This window comes from Psychromonas ossibalaenae ATCC BAA-1528 (genome assembly GCF_000381745.1).
GTDB classification, from domain to species: domain Bacteria; phylum Pseudomonadota; class Gammaproteobacteria; order Enterobacterales; family Psychromonadaceae; genus Psychromonas; species Psychromonas ossibalaenae.
This window is the reverse complement of sequence record NZ_KB906970.1, coordinates 38,973-58,419: the sequence shown is the minus strand read 5'-3', so window position 1 is coordinate 58,419 and position 19,447 is coordinate 38,973. Positions and strand designations below refer to the sequence as shown.

The 19,447-nt window shown below is 41.6% G+C and carries 23 protein-coding genes; 12 read left to right on the top strand and 11 right to left on the bottom strand.

Going from position 1 to position 19,447, the window contains the following annotated elements; all coding sequences use genetic code 11:
* Positions 1-61 precede the first annotated feature (61 nt).
* From minE to minC, 3 genes are read right to left on the bottom strand one after another with little or no spacing between them, the layout of a single operon-like run.
* Entirely contained in the window at positions 62-337 is a 276-nt protein-coding gene (minE, locus tag G327_RS0103210) for a cell division topological specificity factor MinE (protein ID WP_019613321.1), read from the bottom strand.
* A gap of 1 nt (position 338) precedes the next feature.
* The gene (gene minD, locus G327_RS0103205) at positions 339-1,151 is read right to left on the bottom strand and encodes a septum site-determining protein MinD (protein ID WP_019613320.1); all 813 of its coding nucleotides are present in this window, start codon (positions 1,149-1,151) and stop codon (positions 339-341) included.
* A 17-nt stretch (positions 1,152-1,168) separates the two neighbouring features.
* The gene (gene minC, locus G327_RS0103200) at positions 1,169-1,885 is read right to left on the bottom strand and encodes a septum site-determining protein MinC (RefSeq protein ID WP_019613319.1); all 717 of its coding nucleotides are present in this window, start codon (positions 1,883-1,885) and stop codon (positions 1,169-1,171) included.
* Between the two features lie 126 nt (positions 1,886-2,011).
* On the opposite strand from minC, the gene G327_RS0103195 reads away from it, so the two are divergent.
* From G327_RS0103195 to G327_RS0103175, 5 genes are all read left to right on the top strand, one after another.
* On the top strand, positions 2,012-2,302 hold the full coding sequence (locus G327_RS0103195) for a YcgL domain-containing protein (protein ID WP_019613318.1): 291 nt from the start codon (positions 2,012-2,014) through the stop codon (positions 2,300-2,302).
* Positions 2,299-3,315 carry a lytic murein transglycosylase gene (locus G327_RS0103190; RefSeq protein ID WP_019613317.1) on the top strand — a complete coding sequence of 339 codons (1,017 nt, stop codon included), beginning with the start codon at positions 2,299-2,301 and terminating at the stop codon, positions 3,313-3,315. Before G327_RS0103195 ends, G327_RS0103190 begins: the two co-directional genes overlap by 4 nt.
* A gap of 7 nt (positions 3,316-3,322) precedes the next feature.
* Positions 3,323-3,763: a YcgN family cysteine cluster protein gene (locus tag G327_RS0103185; protein ID WP_019613316.1), complete on the top strand. Its 441-nt coding sequence runs from the start codon at positions 3,323-3,325 to the stop codon at positions 3,761-3,763.
* An 81-nt stretch (positions 3,764-3,844) separates the two neighbouring features.
* A complete protein-coding gene (gene arsC, locus G327_RS0103180; RefSeq protein ID WP_019613315.1) occupies positions 3,845-4,195 on the top strand; it encodes an arsenate reductase (glutaredoxin) in 351 nt (116 codons plus the stop codon).
* Between the two features lie 42 nt (positions 4,196-4,237).
* On the top strand, positions 4,238-4,630 hold the full coding sequence (locus tag G327_RS0103175; protein ID WP_019613314.1) for a DUF2069 domain-containing protein: 393 nt from the start codon (positions 4,238-4,240) through the stop codon (positions 4,628-4,630).
* 22 nt (positions 4,631-4,652) lie between these two features.
* Here G327_RS0103175 and hda read toward each other — a convergent pair whose 3' ends face one another.
* Together hda and G327_RS0103165 are read right to left on the bottom strand one after the other, a co-directional pair.
* Positions 4,653-5,381 (bottom strand): DnaA inactivator Hda, encoded by a 729-nt coding sequence (gene hda / locus G327_RS0103170; protein WP_019613313.1) that lies wholly within the window; start codon positions 5,379-5,381, stop codon positions 4,653-4,655.
* A 12-nt stretch (positions 5,382-5,393) separates the two neighbouring features.
* The gene (locus tag G327_RS0103165) at positions 5,394-6,449 is read right to left on the bottom strand and encodes a DUF2066 domain-containing protein (RefSeq protein WP_019613312.1); all 1,056 of its coding nucleotides are present in this window, start codon (positions 6,447-6,449) and stop codon (positions 5,394-5,396) included.
* Between the two features lie 297 nt (positions 6,450-6,746).
* Here G327_RS0103165 and purM point away from each other — a divergent pair, with 297 nt between their 5' ends.
* Together purM and purN are read left to right on the top strand one after the other, a co-directional pair.
* Positions 6,747-7,787, top strand: coding sequence for a phosphoribosylformylglycinamidine cyclo-ligase (purM, locus tag G327_RS0103160; RefSeq protein WP_019613311.1), 1,041 nt, complete (start codon positions 6,747-6,749; stop codon positions 7,785-7,787).
* Between the two features lie 3 nt (positions 7,788-7,790).
* Complete coding sequence (gene purN / locus G327_RS0103155; protein WP_019613310.1) at positions 7,791-8,456, top strand: phosphoribosylglycinamide formyltransferase; 666 nt, start codon at positions 7,791-7,793, stop codon at positions 8,454-8,456.
* A gap of 113 nt (positions 8,457-8,569) precedes the next feature.
* Here the strand turns inward: purN and G327_RS0103150 are convergent, their stop codons facing one another.
* On the bottom strand, positions 8,570-9,247 hold the full coding sequence (locus G327_RS0103150; RefSeq protein WP_019613309.1) for an LrgB family protein: 678 nt from the start codon (positions 9,245-9,247) through the stop codon (positions 8,570-8,572).
* A 2-nt stretch (positions 9,248-9,249) separates the two neighbouring features.
* Complete coding sequence (locus G327_RS0103145) at positions 9,250-9,657, bottom strand: CidA/LrgA family protein (protein WP_019613308.1); 408 nt, start codon at positions 9,655-9,657, stop codon at positions 9,250-9,252.
* Positions 9,658-9,775: 118 nt separating this feature from the next.
* Here G327_RS0103145 and murQ point away from each other — a divergent pair, with 118 nt between their 5' ends.
* Positions 9,776-10,669: an N-acetylmuramic acid 6-phosphate etherase gene (gene murQ / locus G327_RS0103140; RefSeq protein ID WP_019613307.1), complete on the top strand. Its 894-nt coding sequence runs from the start codon at positions 9,776-9,778 to the stop codon at positions 10,667-10,669.
* A 66-nt stretch (positions 10,670-10,735) separates the two neighbouring features.
* On the opposite strand, the gene galU is transcribed toward murQ, so the two are convergent.
* The 4 genes from galU to rnm form a co-directional block, all read right to left on the bottom strand.
* A complete protein-coding gene (galU, locus tag G327_RS0103135) occupies positions 10,736-11,560 on the bottom strand; it encodes a UTP--glucose-1-phosphate uridylyltransferase GalU (RefSeq protein WP_019613306.1) in 825 nt (274 codons plus the stop codon).
* Positions 11,561-11,737: 177 nt separating this feature from the next.
* Positions 11,738-12,625: a 23S rRNA pseudouridine(2605) synthase RluB gene (gene rluB, locus G327_RS23905; RefSeq protein ID WP_019613305.1), complete on the bottom strand. Its 888-nt coding sequence runs from the start codon at positions 12,623-12,625 to the stop codon at positions 11,738-11,740.
* Between the two features lie 181 nt (positions 12,626-12,806).
* Complete coding sequence (locus G327_RS0103125) at positions 12,807-13,427, bottom strand: L-threonylcarbamoyladenylate synthase (protein ID WP_019613304.1); 621 nt, start codon at positions 13,425-13,427, stop codon at positions 12,807-12,809.
* Entirely contained in the window at positions 13,424-14,293 is an 870-nt protein-coding gene (gene rnm / locus G327_RS0103120; protein ID WP_019613303.1) for an RNase RNM, read from the bottom strand. Before rnm ends, G327_RS0103125 begins: the two co-directional genes overlap by 4 nt.
* Before the next feature lie 370 nt (positions 14,294-14,663).
* Between rnm and G327_RS0103115 the strand changes: the two genes are divergently transcribed.
* The 4 genes from G327_RS0103115 to trpCF are packed head-to-tail and all read left to right on the top strand — an operon-like array spanning position 14,664 to position 19,304.
* Positions 14,664-16,265, top strand: coding sequence for an anthranilate synthase component 1 (locus G327_RS0103115; RefSeq protein WP_019613302.1), 1,602 nt, complete (start codon positions 14,664-14,666; stop codon positions 16,263-16,265).
* 4 nt (positions 16,266-16,269) lie between these two features.
* Positions 16,270-16,878 (top strand): aminodeoxychorismate/anthranilate synthase component II, encoded by a 609-nt coding sequence (locus tag G327_RS0103110; RefSeq protein ID WP_019613301.1) that lies wholly within the window; start codon positions 16,270-16,272, stop codon positions 16,876-16,878.
* Positions 16,879-17,901, top strand: a complete 1,023-nt coding sequence (trpD, locus tag G327_RS0103105; protein WP_019613300.1) for an anthranilate phosphoribosyltransferase — start codon at positions 16,879-16,881, stop codon at positions 17,899-17,901.
* A complete protein-coding gene (gene trpCF / locus G327_RS0103100; RefSeq protein ID WP_019613299.1) occupies positions 17,895-19,304 on the top strand; it encodes a bifunctional indole-3-glycerol-phosphate synthase TrpC/phosphoribosylanthranilate isomerase TrpF in 1,410 nt (469 codons plus the stop codon). Before trpD ends, trpCF begins: the two co-directional genes overlap by 7 nt.
* Positions 19,305-19,447: the final 143 nt, after the last annotated feature.

The following is a 19,447-nucleotide window of genomic DNA, read 5'->3' as shown; positions in this document are numbered from 1 at the left end:
AGGCTCGTCGGACTATTATAGCTATGCGGCTGTTCAGCCGCATTTTTTATACTATATAATTTTAATAAGGAGTATGCTGCTTAGGTAAAGCGACATTCACCTCAAGTACCGACATATCCTCATCGCCTTTATCGGTGAATTCACACTTCACATCATTACTGGAAATTTCCATATATTTACGAATAACAGCAACAATCTCTTTCTGCATTTCAGGTAAATATGCGGGTTTAGCCGCTGATGAATGTTCATGTGCAACAATAATCTGTAAACGGTCTTTAGCAAGTTTGGCGCTGCCTTTTTTTGGCTTTTCCTGTCTGAAATATTGTAATAATCCCATTTTAACCTCCAAATATGCGGCTTAAAAAACCTTTCTTTTCATAGGTTACAAAACGAAGATCACGCTCTATACCCATTAAACGATCCACCGCATCCTGGTACGCTTTACCGGCATCACAATCCTGATTCAAAATGACAGGCTCACCTAAATTCGATGCATTTAATACATCCTGTGATTCTGGAATCACACCCAGCAGATCGATACCTAACAGATCGTCGATATCATCAATACTTAACATCTCTTCTTTTTCAACGCGTTCAGGACAATAACGGGTAATTAACAGATGCACTTTAACCGGCGTCAGCTGCTGTTCAGAGCGGTATGACTTACTTGAAAGCATACCGGTAATACGGTCTGAATCACGCACAGAAGAGACTTCCGGGTTGGTTGTTACCACCGCTTCATCTGCAAAGTACAAGGCCATCATCGCACCTTGTTCTATACCAGCTGGTGAATCACAAATGATATATTCAAAACCGTCGGCTTTTAAATCATGAATGACTTTTTCAACCCCCTCTTTGGTTAACGCGTCTTTATTTCTGGTTTGTGATGCCGGCATAATGAAAAGATCACTGATACGTTTATCTTTAACCAATGCCTGCTGCAGGTTTGCTTCCCCGTTAATCACATTAATCAAATCGTACACAACACGGCGTTCACAGCCCATGATCAAATCTAAATTACGTAAACCGATATCAAAATCAATAATCACGGTTTTCGCACCAGACATTGCAAGACCGGTACCGATTGCCGCACTGCTTGTTGTTTTACCGACACCACCTTTACCTGATGTCACGACAATAACTTTTGCCATTATTATTCCTTAGCTAATTAAATCTGACTTAAATTGGTTAATACAATCTGTTCATCCTGCAATGAAACTATGCTGCTTTTACCGGCAAACTCATGAGGCAGATCTTCACTTAATTTATAAACTCCGGCGATAGAAACTAGTTCAGGACTAAGTGCCTGACAGAAAATTAAAGCGCTCTGATCTCCCATGGCACCGGCTAACGCTTTACCACGTAATGCGCCGTAAATATGAATATTGCCGTCAGCAATCACCTCGGCCCCGGCACCAACATCGCCGTTAATAACCAGATCACACTCTTTGGCATAAATCTGCTGCCCGGAACGAACTCGGCCGGTATGAATTTTAGTTTTTATATAACCGCTCAATGCAGCCGGCTCGACTCCAGCGGCCTGCACTTGTTGTTCTTTAACTTCTGTTTTAACTTCGGTTTTGCCTGCATGACGCCTTGAACTGCGTAAAACGGCGATATTCTGCGCATTAAGCAGCGCTTTCTGGGGCTCGGATAACTCACCAGAAATTCCCACTAACAAAAATCCCTGTTCACTTACTACGTTTTTTAACTGGGTAAAATCTAAATTCAGTGTTTCACTTTCAATATTAACAACAATGGGAGCATTGCTGAAAAAATCAGGGGCCATCATACGTTTTTTATTAAGCTCTTCTGCTAATATAGAAAGCTCTTCATTATCAACATTCACCACAAGTAAGGTGAAATTTAACGATTTTAATGTCATAACTGTCCTGTCTTTGTTCATCTTTATGATTTGACTTAAAATTCAGCTAATTTCTATAAAAATTAAAGCAGATAACATGTTATAGTCTGCTGCCGAAATAGGCAAGTAAAGGGCTGAATTAGTATTATGTTATGTGCTGTATATAAAAGTATTCGCAAACCGCAAACCTATCTTTTTATCGCTAAAAGAGATGATTTTTCACCCGTTCCCGATCCTCTTTTAGAACAATTCGGTCCGCCGCAGTTAGTTTCTCTGCTGAATATTAAAAAAGAAACAAAACTAGCCCTTGCGGATGCTGAAAAAGTACTCTCTTCAATTGTCGATAATGGTTATTATCTGCAGCTTCCTCCTCCGCCTGTTGACCACTTAAAAGAACATAAAAAGTGGAAAAAACAACAAACAAGGGATCCAAGATGAAAATAAATAAATTTGCCGGTTTTTTCTCTGTGCTCAGCATCTGCTCAGCATCTTTAATGGCTCAAGTCGTTAATGCGGCTGAGGTAGAAAAAATACCTTTTAAACAGTATGTTGAAAATATAAAGGTTGAAGCGAAAGAAAAAGGCATTGATGCGGCCGTGGTTGATAATGCCTTTACTGAGGTAGAGTTTTTGCAGCGCAGTGTTAAATCAGATAAAGAACAGCCGGAATTTAAACTGACCTTAGATACCTATATTCCCCGAGCGGTGCCTGACTGGAAAATAGATCAGGCACGGGAAGCGTATCAGAAGCATTATCATCTGCTCCATAAAATTGGTAGAGAGTACGGCGTACAGCCGAGGTTTATTGTTGCCCTATGGGGCATTGAAACTAACTTCGGCCGCTTAACCGGACGCCATTATGTTATCTCATCTTTAACAACAATGGCTTACGAAGGGCGTCGTGAAGCATTATTTAAAAAACAATTATTTGCCGCATTAACCATTCTCGAAGAAGGCCATATAGAACAGGATAAATTCATCGGTTCATGGGCCGGTGCAATGGGCCAGGTACAGTTTATGCCGACTTCATACCTTAATTATGCGGTAGATTATGACGGTGACGGCAGAAAAGATATCTGGAACAGCTATGCAGATGTATTTGCTTCGGCGGCTAACTATTTAAAAACTGAAGGCTGGAATTATGATGAAACCTGGGGACGCCAGGTTTTATTACCGGAAAATTTTGACAGCGAATTAGCCGGCATAAAAAAACAGAAAACTCTTGCCCAATGGCAGGATCTCGGAGTACGACGTTTTGACGGTACTGCGCTGCCTAAAGTCGATCTTGATGCATCAATTGTTATACCCGATGATGCCAGCGGCCGGGTTTATCTCGCCTACAATAACTACAAAGTATTAATGCACTGGAATCGTTCGTATTACTTTGCAACAGCGGTCAGCTATTTATCTGAACGAATTAATCACCCGCGCATTACAGCTCCAACTAAATAAGGTACACATGGCTAACTTCTGGGAAAAAAAAACACTATCACAAATGTCACAGCAGGAGTGGGAATCACTTTGTGACGGCTGCGGGAAATGCTGTTTAAACAAAATCATTGACGATGACACTGAAGAGCTGCATTTTACTAATGTGGCTTGTCATCTTCTGCATACAAAAACATGCAAATGTAAAAAATATGAACAGCGCTTTAAGTTAGTTAAAGATTGTGTAAAAGTTTCACTGGATGATATTGACCAGTTTCACTGGCTGCCGGCAAGCTGCGCCTACCGTTTATTAGTTGAAGAAAAACCATTACCAGAATGGCACCCTCTTATTACCGGCAGCCAGTCGGCAATGCATAAAGCCGGATGTTCAATTCGTGGAAAGATCGTTTCAGAAACCACAGTGAACCCTGACAATCTCGAAGATTATATTGTCACCTGGCCGGCAGAATAATTCTTATAAACACAACAGTTGTGCTTTAATTTTTGTCTTTGGCTTATTGAAGCATAACCGCTACTTAAAAAAGGAATAAAGATGACCGACATTACAATTTATCATAATCCGCGCTGCTCAAAAAGCCGTGCTACATTAGCCCTGATTGAGAATGAAACAGACAGCCTAACCGTGGTTGAATACCTGAAAACACCACCAGGCTTAGAAATATTAAAGCAGATTATTGAGCTGCTGGGTTTTAACAGTGCACGACAGTTAATGCGTACTAACGAAGATATCTATAAAGCTTTAGCTTTAAAAGACGTACAAGATGAAGAGGAACTTTTACAGGCAATGCTGGAAAACCCGAAACTGATTGAACGCCCGATTGTATTAGCAAACGGTAAAGCAGCCATTGGGCGCCCGCCGGAAAGCGTTCTGGCTATTATTTAGTGTTTTATAAACTGTGCTTCGATCAGGCCGCCGGAAGTGTATATGAAAAAAACTGAGCTTTTTAAACTGCTGGCAAAAACAGGTTACTTCGGGCTGCTGGTTTTGATTCCAGCCTGGCATTTATGGCTGTCACCACCGGCTTTAGGCATCAGCCCCTGGCTGGTTGCTGCACTTTGGTTTATACCTTTACTGTTTCCACTGAAAGGCATTATACAGAACAATCCCTATACTTATGCCTGGAGCGCTTTTGTTGCTCTGTTGTACCTGATGCACAGTATGGTTATTTTATTAACCGATCCGGCTCAGAGCCTGCTGGCTGTTATTGAACTGCTTCTGACCTGTTTGTTTCTCTCCGGTAATATCTATTTTGCGAAATACCGAGGGCAGGAGCTGGGATTGAACATTCGTAAAAAGAAGGCTGCTCAAGAGAAATAACGAAGGTTATAAAGTCTTAGACCTATAGTTCTAAGACTTCTTTAACAAAAGGAATAGTAAGTTTACGTTTTGCTTCAAGCGAGGCATTATCTAAACGATCCAGCGTTGTTAACAGTGTATTCATATCCCGTGATAAACGGTTCAATAAAAATCGTCCCACATCAACAGGCAGTTTCATACCTTTCAGCTGCGCCCGCAGCTGCAGTGCACCTAGTTTTTCTTCGTCATTCAGCGGGGCTAGATGATGACAGGCCCCCCACTCAAAACGGGACACAAGATCATTGAGCTTTATACCTAGCTGTTTGGGCAGATCACTGGCACATAATACTAAACTAGCACCTGGCGGACGGTTTTCTTTGTTATCTAACCAGCGGTTATAAAAATCAAAAAGTGCTTTTTCCCATTTTTTATCACCGGCAACCGCATCAACATTATCAATACACACCAGAGTGACTTTTTCCATGTTTTCAAAAATATCCAGGGTCATGCCCTGATAGTGATGCAGAGGGATATAAGCAACACTGTCTCCACGTTCATCAACTTCACTGCATAAAGCATGTAATAAATGTGAGCGGCCGCTGCCGGACTCTCCCCACATATACAGGACAGGTTCACCAAGTCCTACCACACTGTTTTTCAGCTGAGTTAATAAAGCGGCATTTTGTCCCGGATAAAAACTCGCAAAGGTTTCATCATCTGGAAATTTAAGTGCTAATAACGGATACTGAAAGCGTAACTCATCTTGAGGCATGGTTTTCCTTAATTAACGCCAGTAAAAATGAAATTTTTCATCATTAGAAAGATCTTCCTGCAAAGCAGTCTGGACTGACAGTGCATTTGCAAAACTGTGCAGACCGCCATTAACTTTAACATTAATTGTAACCTGCTGATCTTGTACTGACACAACTTCAAATGAAGCAATAGCTAATAACCCGGATAATAGATCATTCAGTTTTGTTAACTGCGCTAATGAAGTAATACCGTTAATATAAATGGTTTGTTTAAATTTCTCATCTTCGTTTTCCAGCACCGCATACTGCCCAGCATAATAATCCGCAATAGCATTGGTCATTTTTGCCAAAAGCTGTGATTTTTCGCCGTAAAATTTATCGGATAATAACATTTTATTTTGTTTCGTCAGCGTATCAGACTGTACTAATACCCAGTCTAAATACCAGTTATCTTCGGACACCTGTTTTAAATTAGCAGCAACAAAATGATTCATAGCATAACGTGCACTGGCGGCGGCAATAGGCGTATAAAAACGTCCGGCAACATCTGATACGGATAATGCTAAATTATCATCCAGATCCATTAAAGGAAACTGCAGGGTAATACCCCGATCATGCTGTTGAGATTGTAACACCGATGAAAATTTGGATTCGCTGCTGTTATTGATCATATAGTCAGAAAGCAGTTTACGCGTGCCTTTATCATCCTTAATTAACCAGACAAGTGTTGTCGGCCGAGTATCTCCCCAGACAGGCTGCTGCATATCTTTTAAGGCCTGAGTAATTTTTCGCTGATCAAAGACGGCAAAAAAGTAACGTTTGTCTTTAAACAGTCGGTAACCAAACTGTGATAACAGGCTTTGGACATTTTTTAATAGAAGTTTACTTTCAGCAAGTTTGACCACCTCGGTGTTACCCGATACTTTTACCAGCACTTGTTTTAAAGCCTGCTGCTTGAGCAGGTCTTCACTCTGTTTTCCGACCACAATATTGCCCTGATACGGGTTATCAAATTGCCCGGCAGATAACGGCGATGTAAATGCGATAAGCAGGATAAACAGACTGCGTGTTAAGAAAATGAATTTCATTAAGTTAACTACCATTTTAAATAATAAAACTAGATCATAAGCAGATCTAACTCTATTGCAAGATGATAATTATAATAAACGCATTATATTCACCAACTCACTGAAACTTCAATCAATTCAGTTCCTTTGAAAATACAGATAAGTCCCCCGGCTGCCGAAAGATTCACCATAAAGTAAAAATCAGTGCATAAATAATTAGCTCCTGCTCATATAAATGCTAAAATGCCGCCAGTTCTAATTCATCAAACTCTATAAAAGCCTAAACAGCTTTTCCAATTAATTTTGCGGGGAATGCAAGTGAGCAACGACAAAAACTCTTTAAGCTACAAAGACGCTGGCGTAGATATTGACGCGGGTACAGCATTAGTTGAGCGTATTAAAGGTGTAGCTAAACGCACTAAGCGACCAGAAGTTATGGGCGGATTAGGTGGTTTCGGTGCATTATGCCAACTACCAACAGGGTATAAAGAGCCTTTATTAGTTGCAGGTACTGATGGCGTCGGTACAAAACTGCGTTTGGCAATTGACCTTAAAAAGCACGACACAGTCGGTATCGACTTAGTGGCAATGTGTGTGAACGACCTTATCGTTCAAGGTGCAGAGCCTCTGTTTTTCTTAGACTATTACGCGACAGGTAAACTGGATGTTGACGTGGCGGCAGATGTTGTGACTGGTATCGGCGAAGGCTGCTTACTTTCTAACTGTTCACTTATCGGTGGTGAAACTGCTGAAATGCCGGGCATGTATGAAGGTGATGATTACGATATTGCTGGTTTCTGTGTCGGTGTGGTAGAAAAAGCCGATGTTATTGACGGTACTAAAGTTGGCGCTGGTGATGCATTAATCGCAGTAGGTTCAAGCGGTCCGCATTCAAACGGTTACTCCTTAGTGCGTAAAATTTTAGAAGTGTCTAAAGCAGATACCAGTGCGCCGTTCGGCGACTCAACGCTTGGTGATACGTTATTAACACCCACTAAAATCTACGTTAAGTCGACCCTGGAATTAATTAAAAACTGTCCAGTACACGCTATTTCGCATATTACCGGCGGCGGCTTCTGGGAAAATATTCCACGTGTCTTACCTAAAGGCAGTAAAGCGGTTGTTGATGGTAAAAGCTGGCAATGGCCTGCTATTTTCAACTGGCTGCAGGAAAACGGCAATGTAGAAACAGAAGAGATGTACCGTACATTTAACTGTGGTGTTGGTCTAATGATCGTTGTTCCGGCATCTGAAAAAGAAAAAGCAGTAGAAATCCTAACAGCTCAAGGTGAAAATGCCTGGGTATTAGGCCATATCGAAGATGCCCGTGAAAATGAAGCACAAGTAGAGATTAAATAAATAATGAGTACAACCTTACCCAGCAAAAAAATAGTTGTTCTTATCTCAGGTACCGGCACTAATCTGCAGGTTATCATTGATAAACTGCATAACAGCACCATTGCAGATCAACACATTGAAGTGTCGGCAGTGATCAGTAACAAAAGCGACGTGTTAGGACTGCAGCGCGCTGCTGATGCAGGTATCAGCAGCCGGGTGATAGCCAGCCAGGGCATCGACACTCGTGAAGAATATGATGCTTTATTAAGTGAGGCACTGGATAAATATCAGCCGGATTTAATTTTGACGGCTGGATTTATGCGTATTTTAACAACCGAGTTTGTTAATAAATACCTTGGTAAAATGCTTAATATCCACCCTTCACTGCTGCCGAAATACCAGGGGACCAATACACACCAGCGTGCTATTGATGCCGGTGATTCAGAGCATGGTGCAAGTGTGCATTTCGTAACACCGGAACTCGACTCAGGTCCGACTGTATTACAGGCTAAAGTACCTGTTTTTACTGAAGATAGTGCCGAAGATCTGCGTGAGCGAGTACTTACTCAAGAGCATTCTATTTTTCCGTTAGCCGCACAGTGGTTTTTAACCGGGCGTTTAGCAATGGAAAATAACCAGGCAATGCTTGACGGTGAAGTATTACCTGAAAATGGTTATGCAGCTGATTAGTAGTAACAGCTTATAAGCAGTACATAAAAGCCGAAGTTACTCTTCGGCTTTTTTATACCCGTTATCATTCAAGATGCAAAAATCAGCATTTTGATTGGTAACAGATATGTCTGTTAAAAAAGCAGTGCATATAGCAGCGGCATCAGCAACGCTGATAAAACGGCACATATAATCAATGCAATCGAAGAAAATGCGCCCGCTACTTTATCAACTTCCAGTACTTTTGCCGTGCCCAGCGCATGTGATGCACAGCCGATGGCAATCCCCTGCGCTTGTTTATCTTTAACACCGAACAACTGCAGAAATCCCAGTCCGATACTTGCGCCGATTATTCCGGCAAAAATAACCATAGCGGCCGTTAATGAAATGATCCCCTGCAGGCTTTTACTAATTTCCATTGCAATCGGTGTTGTAACCGACTGAGGGGCAAATGATGCGGCAGTCACTAAATCAGCCCCTAATAAAGGCATAATATAAAAAGCACAGATAAACGCGGTCAATACAGAAAGCAGGCATGCCGCTAATATGATATTCAGCTTTGCTTTAATAAGATGAAGCTGCAGATATAGAGGTAATGCTAACACCACAACTGCAGGCTCTAATAAACTGGTGAGTAAAAAGGTGCCTTTCTCATACTCCGCATAATCTAAGCCCAAAAGAAGATGTATCAGTATCAGACTTAAAATCGATAATAATACCGGATTAAAAAACGGCCAGGTTTTATAAGCATAAAGACGTTTACTGGTAAAAAACACAGTTAAGGTTAAAGGAAGCGCTATATATAAAAACAAAATCAGACCTCTTCATTTCTATTAAGATACTGAAAAAAATGTCCGACTAATAACATAATGAACAGCGTGGTAAAAAAAAGAGAAAACACAATAACCAGCCAGTGACTGAAAATTAACTCTAGGTAATTCAATAAACCGACACCTATTGGAATAAACAGCAGTGCCATATATTTTAAAATAAAATTACCGGACATTAAGATCCATTCCGCTTTTACCACATGGCTGGACAAAGCGATAAACAACAAGATTAAACCGATAATACTACCCGGAAAAGTAATCGGCAGATAACTGCTGATTAATTTACCCGCGGTCAGAAAAAGCATGATCAACAAAAAACCACGCAAAAAATCAAAAGCACCGCACATAAGGGAGCTCAAACGCTGACGCCCTAACCTGTTTTTAAATTTCATAATGTGACATTGAACCCGTTAGTATGATTAAGTTTGTTATTATATATAAATTGATAACTTTAACCTCATATACTGAATTAATAATTCAATCCTTCAACATTATTTAAAGACCTAAATTATGCCTATTGCAAATATGATCACTGAAAGCTCTAATCCAGCCAGCAGCAGCATTGATATCTTATCAACCTTTGACATGCTTCAGGTCATCAACAATGAAGATCACAAAGCAGCGGCTGCAGTGCAGGCCGTTTTACCCGAAATAGCCCTCGCAGTTGATGTAATCAGTTATGCTTTTCAGCAAGGGGGGCGACTTGTGTATTGCGGCGCAGGCACCTCCGGCCGCTTAGGCATTTTAGATGCTAGTGAATGCCCGCCGACTTTCGGCAGCGATCCGCAGCAGGTAATCGGCCTGATTGCCGGCGGTCATCGGGCAATTTTAAATGCAGTCGAAAATGCAGAAGACAATGAACAGGCAGGACAAACTGACTTAGAGAATATTAACTTTACAAAACATGACGTACTGGTTGGCATTGCAGCCAGCGGGCGCACCCCTTATGTATTAAGTGCAATGTCTTTTGCTAAATCTCTGCAGGCAAAGGTAATAAGTATTAACTGTAATCCGCAAAGTCCCATGTCTGATATTAGTGATATCGATATCTGCGCGGTTGTCGGCCCGGAGGTACTGAGCGGATCTTCACGCATGAAAGCAGGTACAGCACAGAAACTAATTTTAAATATGCTCAGCACAGGCAGCATGATCAAAACGGGTAAAGTATTCGGTAATTTAATGGTTGATGTAAAAGCAAGCAATGCAAAGCTGCTTGAACGTCAGAAAAACATTGTTATTCAAGCCGCCGACTGTACAACTCAGCAGGCCGAGCAGGCGCTTCTGGAGAGTAATAATCATTGTAAAACAGCTATCGTGATGCTGTTAACCGGTAAAAATGCTTTGCAGGCAGAAACATTATTAGCAGAAAAAAACGGTTATATTCGTCAAGCCATCCAGGAATAATTTTCCATTAGCAGATATAAAAAATCCCGAACTAAGCCGGGATTTTTTATATCTAGAAATTACAACTTACTCTTGATAAAGATTATCGTATACGTAATTAGTTGCTTCAATAAAACCAGGTACGCTTCCACAGTCAAAACGTTTACCTTTAAATTTGTAAGCCAGAACACAGCCTTTCTTCGCCTGTTTAAGCAGTGCATCGGTGATCTGGATTTCACCGCCTTTACCCGGAGGCGTATCTTTAATAATCTCAAAAATATCCGGTGTTAATATATAACGGCCGATAATCGCCATATTACTCGGCGCTGTACCCGGCTCTGGTTTTTCAACCATATCATCCACACGGTAGATATCATCTTTAATCATTTCACCTTTTATCACGCCGTATTTATGAGTCTCTTCATCGGGCACCTCTTCCACTGCCACAATTGAACAGCGGAACTGGTTGTAAAGTGCAACCATCTGCTTTAAAACGCCTTCATCTTCATTAACACACAGGTCATCCGCAAGAACAACCGCAAAGGGTTCATCACCTATTAACTTTCTTCCGGTCAGGATAGCATGTCCGAGGCCTTTCATTTCACGCTGGCGAATAAAAGTAAAATGCGCACTTTCCATAATTGAGCGGATATCTTTCAACTGCTCTTCTTTTGCTGTGCCGCTGATCTGGTGCTCTAATTCATAGTTAATATCAAAATGATCCATTAATGAATGTTTGCCTCGGCCGGTCACAATACACATACCGGTCATACCTGCTTCTAATGCTTCATCAACACCAAACTCAATTAAGGGTTTGTTAACAATCGGCATCATCTCTTTCGGCATTGACTTAGTTGCAGGTAAGAAGCGGGTTCCGTAACCGGCTGCTGGAAATAAACATTTTTTTATCATGAAATCTCTACTTATTTTTATTTAATAAATTCATTGCATTAATTAAAGTTAATTTAGCATTTTTTGATAGATTTGACACCCGGCAAATTAAACAAAATGCGAAGCGGATTTTCTTAAACCTACAAAAAAGCATACCTAAGTATGCTTTTGGGGGAGAGTTTATTATAACCGCATTGATTATTTACGCGTACGGCTGGTACTGCGTCGACGCTCACCTGCTTTACGATGCTGCGTATGTTTCTTAACCGCTCGACGGATACGAGCCTGAGTATTTTTCACTTTCTTTTCATCAACACGTACTTTAGTTTCCGTTTCTTTAGGCATATCAACTAGTTTGCGCAGATAGTTAACTTCTTTCAGGTTAAGTTCAGACCAGCCGCCCTGTGGAAGTTGTTTATCTAAATGAATATTACCGTAACGCACACGCATTAAACGGCTTACCTGCACGCCCTGACTTTCCCATAAACGACGCACTTCTCGAGTACGCCCTTCCGTTAATACAACATGGTACCAGCGGTTAATACCTTCACCACCCGCTTCTTTGCCGGACTCTTTAATGGATAAAAACTTAGCTTCACCATCATCAAGTTTAACCCCCATGCGTAAACGGTTAAGCATCGCTTCATCCACTTCACCAAAGACCCGCACCGCGTATTCACGTTCAACTTCATGGCTCGGGTGCATCATTTTATTGGCAAATTCACCGTCAGTTGTAAACAGTAACAAACCGGATGTATTAATATCTAAACGACCGATCGAGATCCAGCGGGCACCTTTTAGATGCGGTAAACGTTCAAAAACGGTTTTACGGCCTTCTTCATCGCTGCGCGTACAGATTTCACCTTCCGGTTTGTTATATGCAAGGATTCGGCAGACAACATTTTCTGGTGTTTTACTTTTAACAATACGTCCGTCTACACGGATAATCTGCTCTTCAGTTACACGCTCACCAAGCCCGACCACTTTACCGTCGAGACTAACACGCCCTTCCTGAATAACCACTTCCATTTTACGGCGTGAACCAAGTCCTGCTCGTGCTAATACTTTCTGTAATTTTTCACTCATTTTCTATTTCCTTTGGGTAATTCTCATTATGCCAACATCGCTTAATGCTGATTTTGCTATTTTGTTTAATTTCGTTGTCGAGAATGCTCATTTATACTTATTAAACTGCGCGTTCTCTCCTAGAACTAAAACAAAATATCTTCATCGCCATCAAGCTATTATTAAACTTAATCTAAATGTATTATTGAAACGGGGTTAAATCACCGGCACCTTCGCGGCGGATAACCACACCATCATCAGAAAAATCAATGACGGTGGTCGGGGCTTCGCCCAGATAACCGCCGTTTAAAATTAATTCAACCTGATGTTCTAACTGATCGCGAATTTCTTCAGGATCAAATTCTGTACTTTCTTTACCCGGCAGAATCAAACTGGTGGTCATTAACGGCTCACCTAACTCTTCAAGTAAAGCTAATGCAATAGCGTTATCCGGGATACGAATACCTATTGTGCGTTTAGCTGGATTCATTAAACGTTTGGGTAAATCTTTAGTTGATTTAAAAATAAACGTATAAGCGCCTGGGGTATTATTTTTTAAAGCCCGATAAGCCTGGTTATCCACACGCGCATAAGTCGCAATCTCTGCAAGATCACGACATACCAGAGTAAAGTTATGCTTTTTATCTAAATCGCGGATTTGACAAATTTTATCCAGACCGCGTTTATTATCCATAGTACAGCCCAGTGCATAACCGGAATCGGTCGGATAAATAATAACGCCGCCTTTTTTTAATATTTCAACCGCCTGTTTCATTAAACGAACCTGCGGGTTTTCTGGATGTACGTAAAAAAATTGACTCATAATAGTGCTTCTTTTGTTTCTGATAATAACAAATAGCTAGGCCAGTCCGACCAAAGCGGTTTTGCTATTTCAGGTAAATGTAGTGCTTTACCTAAATCCCGCCAGCGGCCGACAAAATGAAAGTCGCTGCCCTGCGAAGCTAATAAATCATATTCATTGCTCCACATTGCTAATTGTAGGCGCATCTGCGGTGACTGCTGTCCCATTGCGACTTCCATCGCATCACCATTAAATTGTTTAAATTCGGTAAATAATCGGCGCATCCACTTATTGGATAAATGATAATGATTCGGATGCGCTAAAACCGCCTGCCCGCCGGCAAGATGAATAACCTTAACCGCCTCTTCCATCGATACCCAGTTATGCGGCACATAACCGGTATTACCGCGGCTTAAGTATTTATCAAACACTTTAGGAAATGTAGGCGCAGCGCCGATTTCAACTAAATAACGTGCAAAATGAGCTCGTGTAATAGCACCTTCACCCGCTAAGGCTTTTGCCCCTTGGTAAACGCCGGGAATTTTCGCTTTTTCAAGACGGCGCCCCATTTCAACAGCACGAGCCTCTCGTTTTTCTTTCTGCGCTTCGATTAATGTTAATAAAGCGTTATTATCAGGATCAATATTTACCCCGACCACATGAATTTCATGATTCAGCCAGTTAGTGGTGATTTCGATACCGTTGATTAAGGTTAATTTTAACTCCTGCTCGGTAATAACCTGCCGAGCCTGCGCTAATCCATCAATACTATCGTGGTCAGTTATCGCTAACATATCTACCTGCCGGTTAGCAGCCCGCACCACTAATTCCTTAGGAGTTAACTGTCCGTCTGAAGCATTAGTGTGTGAGTGAAGGTCAATTAACATGAATATCCTAAAAATCACCTTGACATTAAAGGCGGAATCGCAAAAAATGGATGTCTAAATTTATGGGACGCATGATATATGATTTTAAATACAATTACTCTTAAAGATTATTCTTGGTGGCACTCATTCTCTTAAGCGAGCAATGAGGTTTTTTTATATTTAAAATTTTCCCAAAAAACCAAATTTAAAAGCTCGCACATTGCGGGCTTTTTTTTTATCTAATTCCGCACAAATGTAAGAGTAAATTAAAAACCCGATAAATAGAGAAAGCTGATGAGCAAAATAAAAAACATCCTGAAACAGTCCTGGCGATGGCAGTCATAAACCTTTAGCAGACGATTACCGACTTAATTTTAAAGGACAAAGACACATGAATACTCTACACCCGATTGGGGTTTTAAAAAGCATTGAAAATAATTGTGAATACATTAGTGATTCACTGGGTTTATTCCAGAGCATAACGGCAGACAGCAGTAATCATCTGCTTTTTGACTCCGCAGAAATTGAAAGCAAAGCACATTTAAAAAGTTTGATGCTGCTTGATGCGTGCATGAAAATAACCTGTCACGGACTAGTGGTTACTTTTGACGCCATCACCGACAATGGTAAAGATTTATTAACCTTTATCACTCCGCAGTTTTCAATACAGCTGATCAGTCATCAGTCAGCAGATCAGCTGCAGTTAACTTTTCCAAAATCCGACAGCAGTAGTGATGAAGAACAGCGTTTAAAATCAGCTTCTCCAGTTGATGCATTACGCTGCCTTATTGATAATATTAAAAAACAATCCTCACATAACCAGGCACTCTTCCTTGGCGGCGCTTTTGCTTATGATTTTATTGCAACTTTTGAAGATTTAACGGATGTGCCGGAAAGCGACAATATCTGCCCCGATTTTATGTTTTATGTTGCTGAAACACTGTTAATTCAAGATCATCAGACACAGCAGTCAGAAATTATCGGCAGTGTTTTCGGCGGTTTGTATTCAGATGAAAATGAAAAACGCATCCAGGCCCGCATTACCGAACTACAAAATTTATGCATCAGCTATAAACCACAGCTTGAAACACAAATATCCTTACAAGGTAAAGTCAGCTGTGATGTATCCGATGCACAGTACTGCGCCATTGTTGAAAAGCTGAAAAAGAACATTATTAAAGGTGATATTTTCCAGGTTGTACCATCACGTAGTTTTTCATTATCCTGTCCAGATCCCATTGCAGCTTACGCAAAACTCAAAGAAACCAATCCAAGTCCGTATATGTTTTATTTAAAAGACAGTGATTTTGTTTTATTTGGCGCTTCTCCTGAAAGTGCGATTAAATATACACAGCAGACAAAAGATGTTGAGATTTATCCGATAGCCGGCACCCGCCCTCGTGGTTTTAATGCCGACGGCTCTATCAATAAAGATTTAGACAGTCGTTTAGAACTGGAACTGCGTTTAGATCGTAAAGAAACCTCTGAACATTTAATGCTGGTTGACCTAGCCCGTAACGATGTGGCCCGCATTAGTGAGCCCGGCACCCGCCATGTAGCAGATCTGCTCAAAGTGGACAGATACAGTCATGTAATGCATTTAGTGTCTCGAGTGGTGGGTAAATTACGTGATGATTTAGATGCACTGCATGCTTACCAGGCGTGCATGAATATGGGTACCTTAGTCGGTGCACCAAAAATTCGCGCCTCAGAACTGGTACGCCAGGTTGAGAAAAAACGCCGCGGCAGTTACGGCGGCGCAGTAGGATATATTAACGGTAAAGGTGATATGGATACCTGTATCGTTATCCGCTCAGCCTTTGTTAAAGACGGCATTGCTCAGGCCCAGGCAGGAGCAGGGGTTGTTTATGATTCAGTGCCGCAGTCAGAAGCCGATGAAACCCGCAGTAAAGCGGCCGCGGTATTAAATGCAATTGCACTGGCACACGGCACAACATTAAAAAATGTCAGCACCACTGAAGCGGGAGAATAAGCAGATGAAAACAGCTAAAAAACAAACACTCTTTTTTCTCGATAACTTTGATTCATTTACCTACAACCTGGTAGATCAGTTTAAAGCACTGGGTTATCCGGTAAAAATTTATCGTAACAGTCTGCCGGCATCACAGGTAAAGGCATATATTGACGCCAGTGAGAATGAAGCAGCCCTAATTCTCTCCCCCGGCCCCGGTACCCCGAGTGCAGCCGGCTGTCTGATTGAATTAATCGGATTATGTAAAGGTCAGATCCCTATGCTCGGCATCTGTTTAGGCCATCAGGCATTGATCGAACAATACGGAGGCGTAGTTGGTCAGGCAGAGCAGATTATGCACGGCAAATCTTCATTAATAACACACTGCGGTGACCGTATGTTTGCCGGTTTAAGCCAGCCGCTTTCAGTTGCCCGTTACCACTCACTTCTTGGTACAAGCGTACCGCCCTCTTTAGAGGTGGTTGCAGACTTTAACGGTATGTGTATGGCCGTTTATAACCAGCAGGATAGAGTGATCGGATTTCAGTTTCATCCCGAGTCTATTTTAACCTGTGAAGGTGCAAAATTATTAGAAACAAGCTTAGAGCTAGTCACAAACACGGAGACCCTTTAAATGAGTCAGTTCGATATTCATGAAGTTTTAGAACAATTATATGCAGGTGAATCGCTTAGCAGTGAACAAAGCCAGGCTTTTTTTGAGCAGGTAGTAAAAGGCGAAGTCGATCCTGTTATTTTATCTTCGGTATTAACCGCATTAAAAATTAAGGGTGAGACTCCATTAGAAATAACCGGGGCTGCTAATGCTCTGCTGGCACAGGCCAAAGCTTTTCCTCGTCCTGATTATGATTTTACTGATATTGTCGGTACCGGCGGTGACGGCCTGGGCACCATTAATATCTCCACAGCGAGTGCATTTGTAGCAGCCGCCTGTGGCCTTAAGGTCTGCAAACACGGCAGCCGCAGTGTATCAAGCAAATCCGGCTCTTCTGATTTACTGGCGGCTTTTGGTATTAACCTTAATATGAGCCCGGAAACAGCACGTCAATGTTTAGACGACTTAAATATATGTTTTATTTTTGCCCCTCACTATCACGCCGGAATGCGCTTTGCAGCTCCAGTTCGTGCGGCCCTGAAAACCCGCTCAATATTTAATGTGTTAGGGCCGCTGGTCAATCCTGCACGTCCCGCATTTGAATTAATGGGCGTCTATGCCCCTGAGCTTTTAAAACCAATTGCACAGGTGCATAAAGAGCTGGGCATGAAACGAGTAATGGTGGTCTACGGCAGCGGTTTAGATGAAGTGGCAGTGCATGGTCAAACTCAAGTTGCCGAACTTATTAATGGTGAAATAAAAGAATATACATTAACACCTGAAAATTTCGGTGTTGAACATTACCCGGTTGAAGCTATTTTCGGCGGTGACGCACAGGAAAACAAAGTCATTATCGAGCAGATACTCCAAGGTAAAGGCACAGATGCACAGCAGGCGGCTGTCGCGGTTAATGTATCAGCATTATTAGTGCTTAACGGTAAAGCCGACAACTTTAAACAAGGTACAGAAATGGCCCTAAATATGATGCAGACCGGTAAGCCGCTGCAGCTTGTGCAGCAACTCGCGGAGCAAAGCCAATGTTAAACGACCAGAGTTTACAGGACACCATTCTTGGTAAAATTGTTGATGACAAAATTGAATGGGTAAAAGCACGTAAAGCACAGCAGCCTTTAATTAAGTTTAAAGATGAGCTGGGCATGAGCAGCCGTAATTTTTATGGTGCACTGCACCAGGGTAAAAGTGTTTTTATCCTAGAATGTAAAAAAGCCTCACCTTCAAAAGGACTGATTCGTCAGGAGTTTGATTTAGACCTTATTGCCGGCACTTACAAAAACTACGCGTCTGCAATTTCAGTATTAACCGATGAAAAGTATTTTCAGGGTGATTTTGAATATGTCACTAAAGTGCGCGAACAGGTGACGCAGCCGGTTTTATGTAAAGACTTTATTATCGATCCGTACCAGATTTATTTAGCCCGTCATTATAAAGCCGATGCGGTTTTATTAATGCTGTCAGTATTAGATGATGACGCTTATCAGGCTTACCGCGATACAGCGCACAGCCTTAATATGGGAGTATTAACCGAAGTCAGTAATGAACATGAATTAATACGTGCCATTGCCTTAGATGCAAAAATTATCGGCATTAATAACCGTAATCTGCGGGACTTAAGTATTGATCTGAACCGTACTAAAGAACTGGCGGCTAAAATACCAAAAGACCGGGTAGTAATTTCAGAGTCCGGTATCTATAACCATGCGCAGATAAAAGATTTAAGTAAACATGCCGATGGTTTCTTAGTGGGCAGTTCTATTATGAGTCAGGCAAATATTGACCAGGCCTGCCGCCGACTAATCCTGGGCGAGAACAAAGTCTGCGGCTTAACGCACCCGCGCGCGGCGGCTGATGCTTATAAAGCAGGGGCGGTTTACGGCGGTTTGATATTTGTTGAAAAATCCCCGCGTTTTGTGGATATGGAAGAAGCACGCCTGGTGATGTTAGGTGCACCATTATCCTATGTGGGTGTATTCCAGAATGAAGATCCTGAACTGATTGCTTATACCGTTAAGCAGCTTGGTTTACGCGTTGTTCAGCTGCATGGTAATGAAGATCCGAAATACATTAAAACATTACGCACGCTGCTTCCTGAGCAATGTGAAATATGGAAAACGCATGGTGTCACTGACAGCCTTCCTGATTTCGAAAAATATAATGTACAGAAACACCTGCTTGATACACAAATGGGCGACCAGAGCGGCGGTACGGGTCAGGTTTTTGACTGGTCACTGCTGGCAGAGCAGGCCGGCTTAGACAAAAGCAGGATCATGCTGGCTGGCGGTTTAACACCTGAAAATGCACAGCAGGCGGCCCTGATCGGTTGTGCCGGTTTAGACTTTAATTCAGGTGTTGAAAGTGCGCCGGGTAAAAAAGATCAAACTAAATTAGACGCTGCATTTGCAGCAATCACAAGTTATGTACAACGTTAACAGTACAGTTTAAGAGGTTATATAAAATGGAAAAGTTGAAAACTAATTGGGAGCAATTTTTTCCGGGCATATGAGATATATGTTTCACAGGCTTTCGCTCAAAAAATATTATTAATTATAAGATCATCGTATCTTATTATATA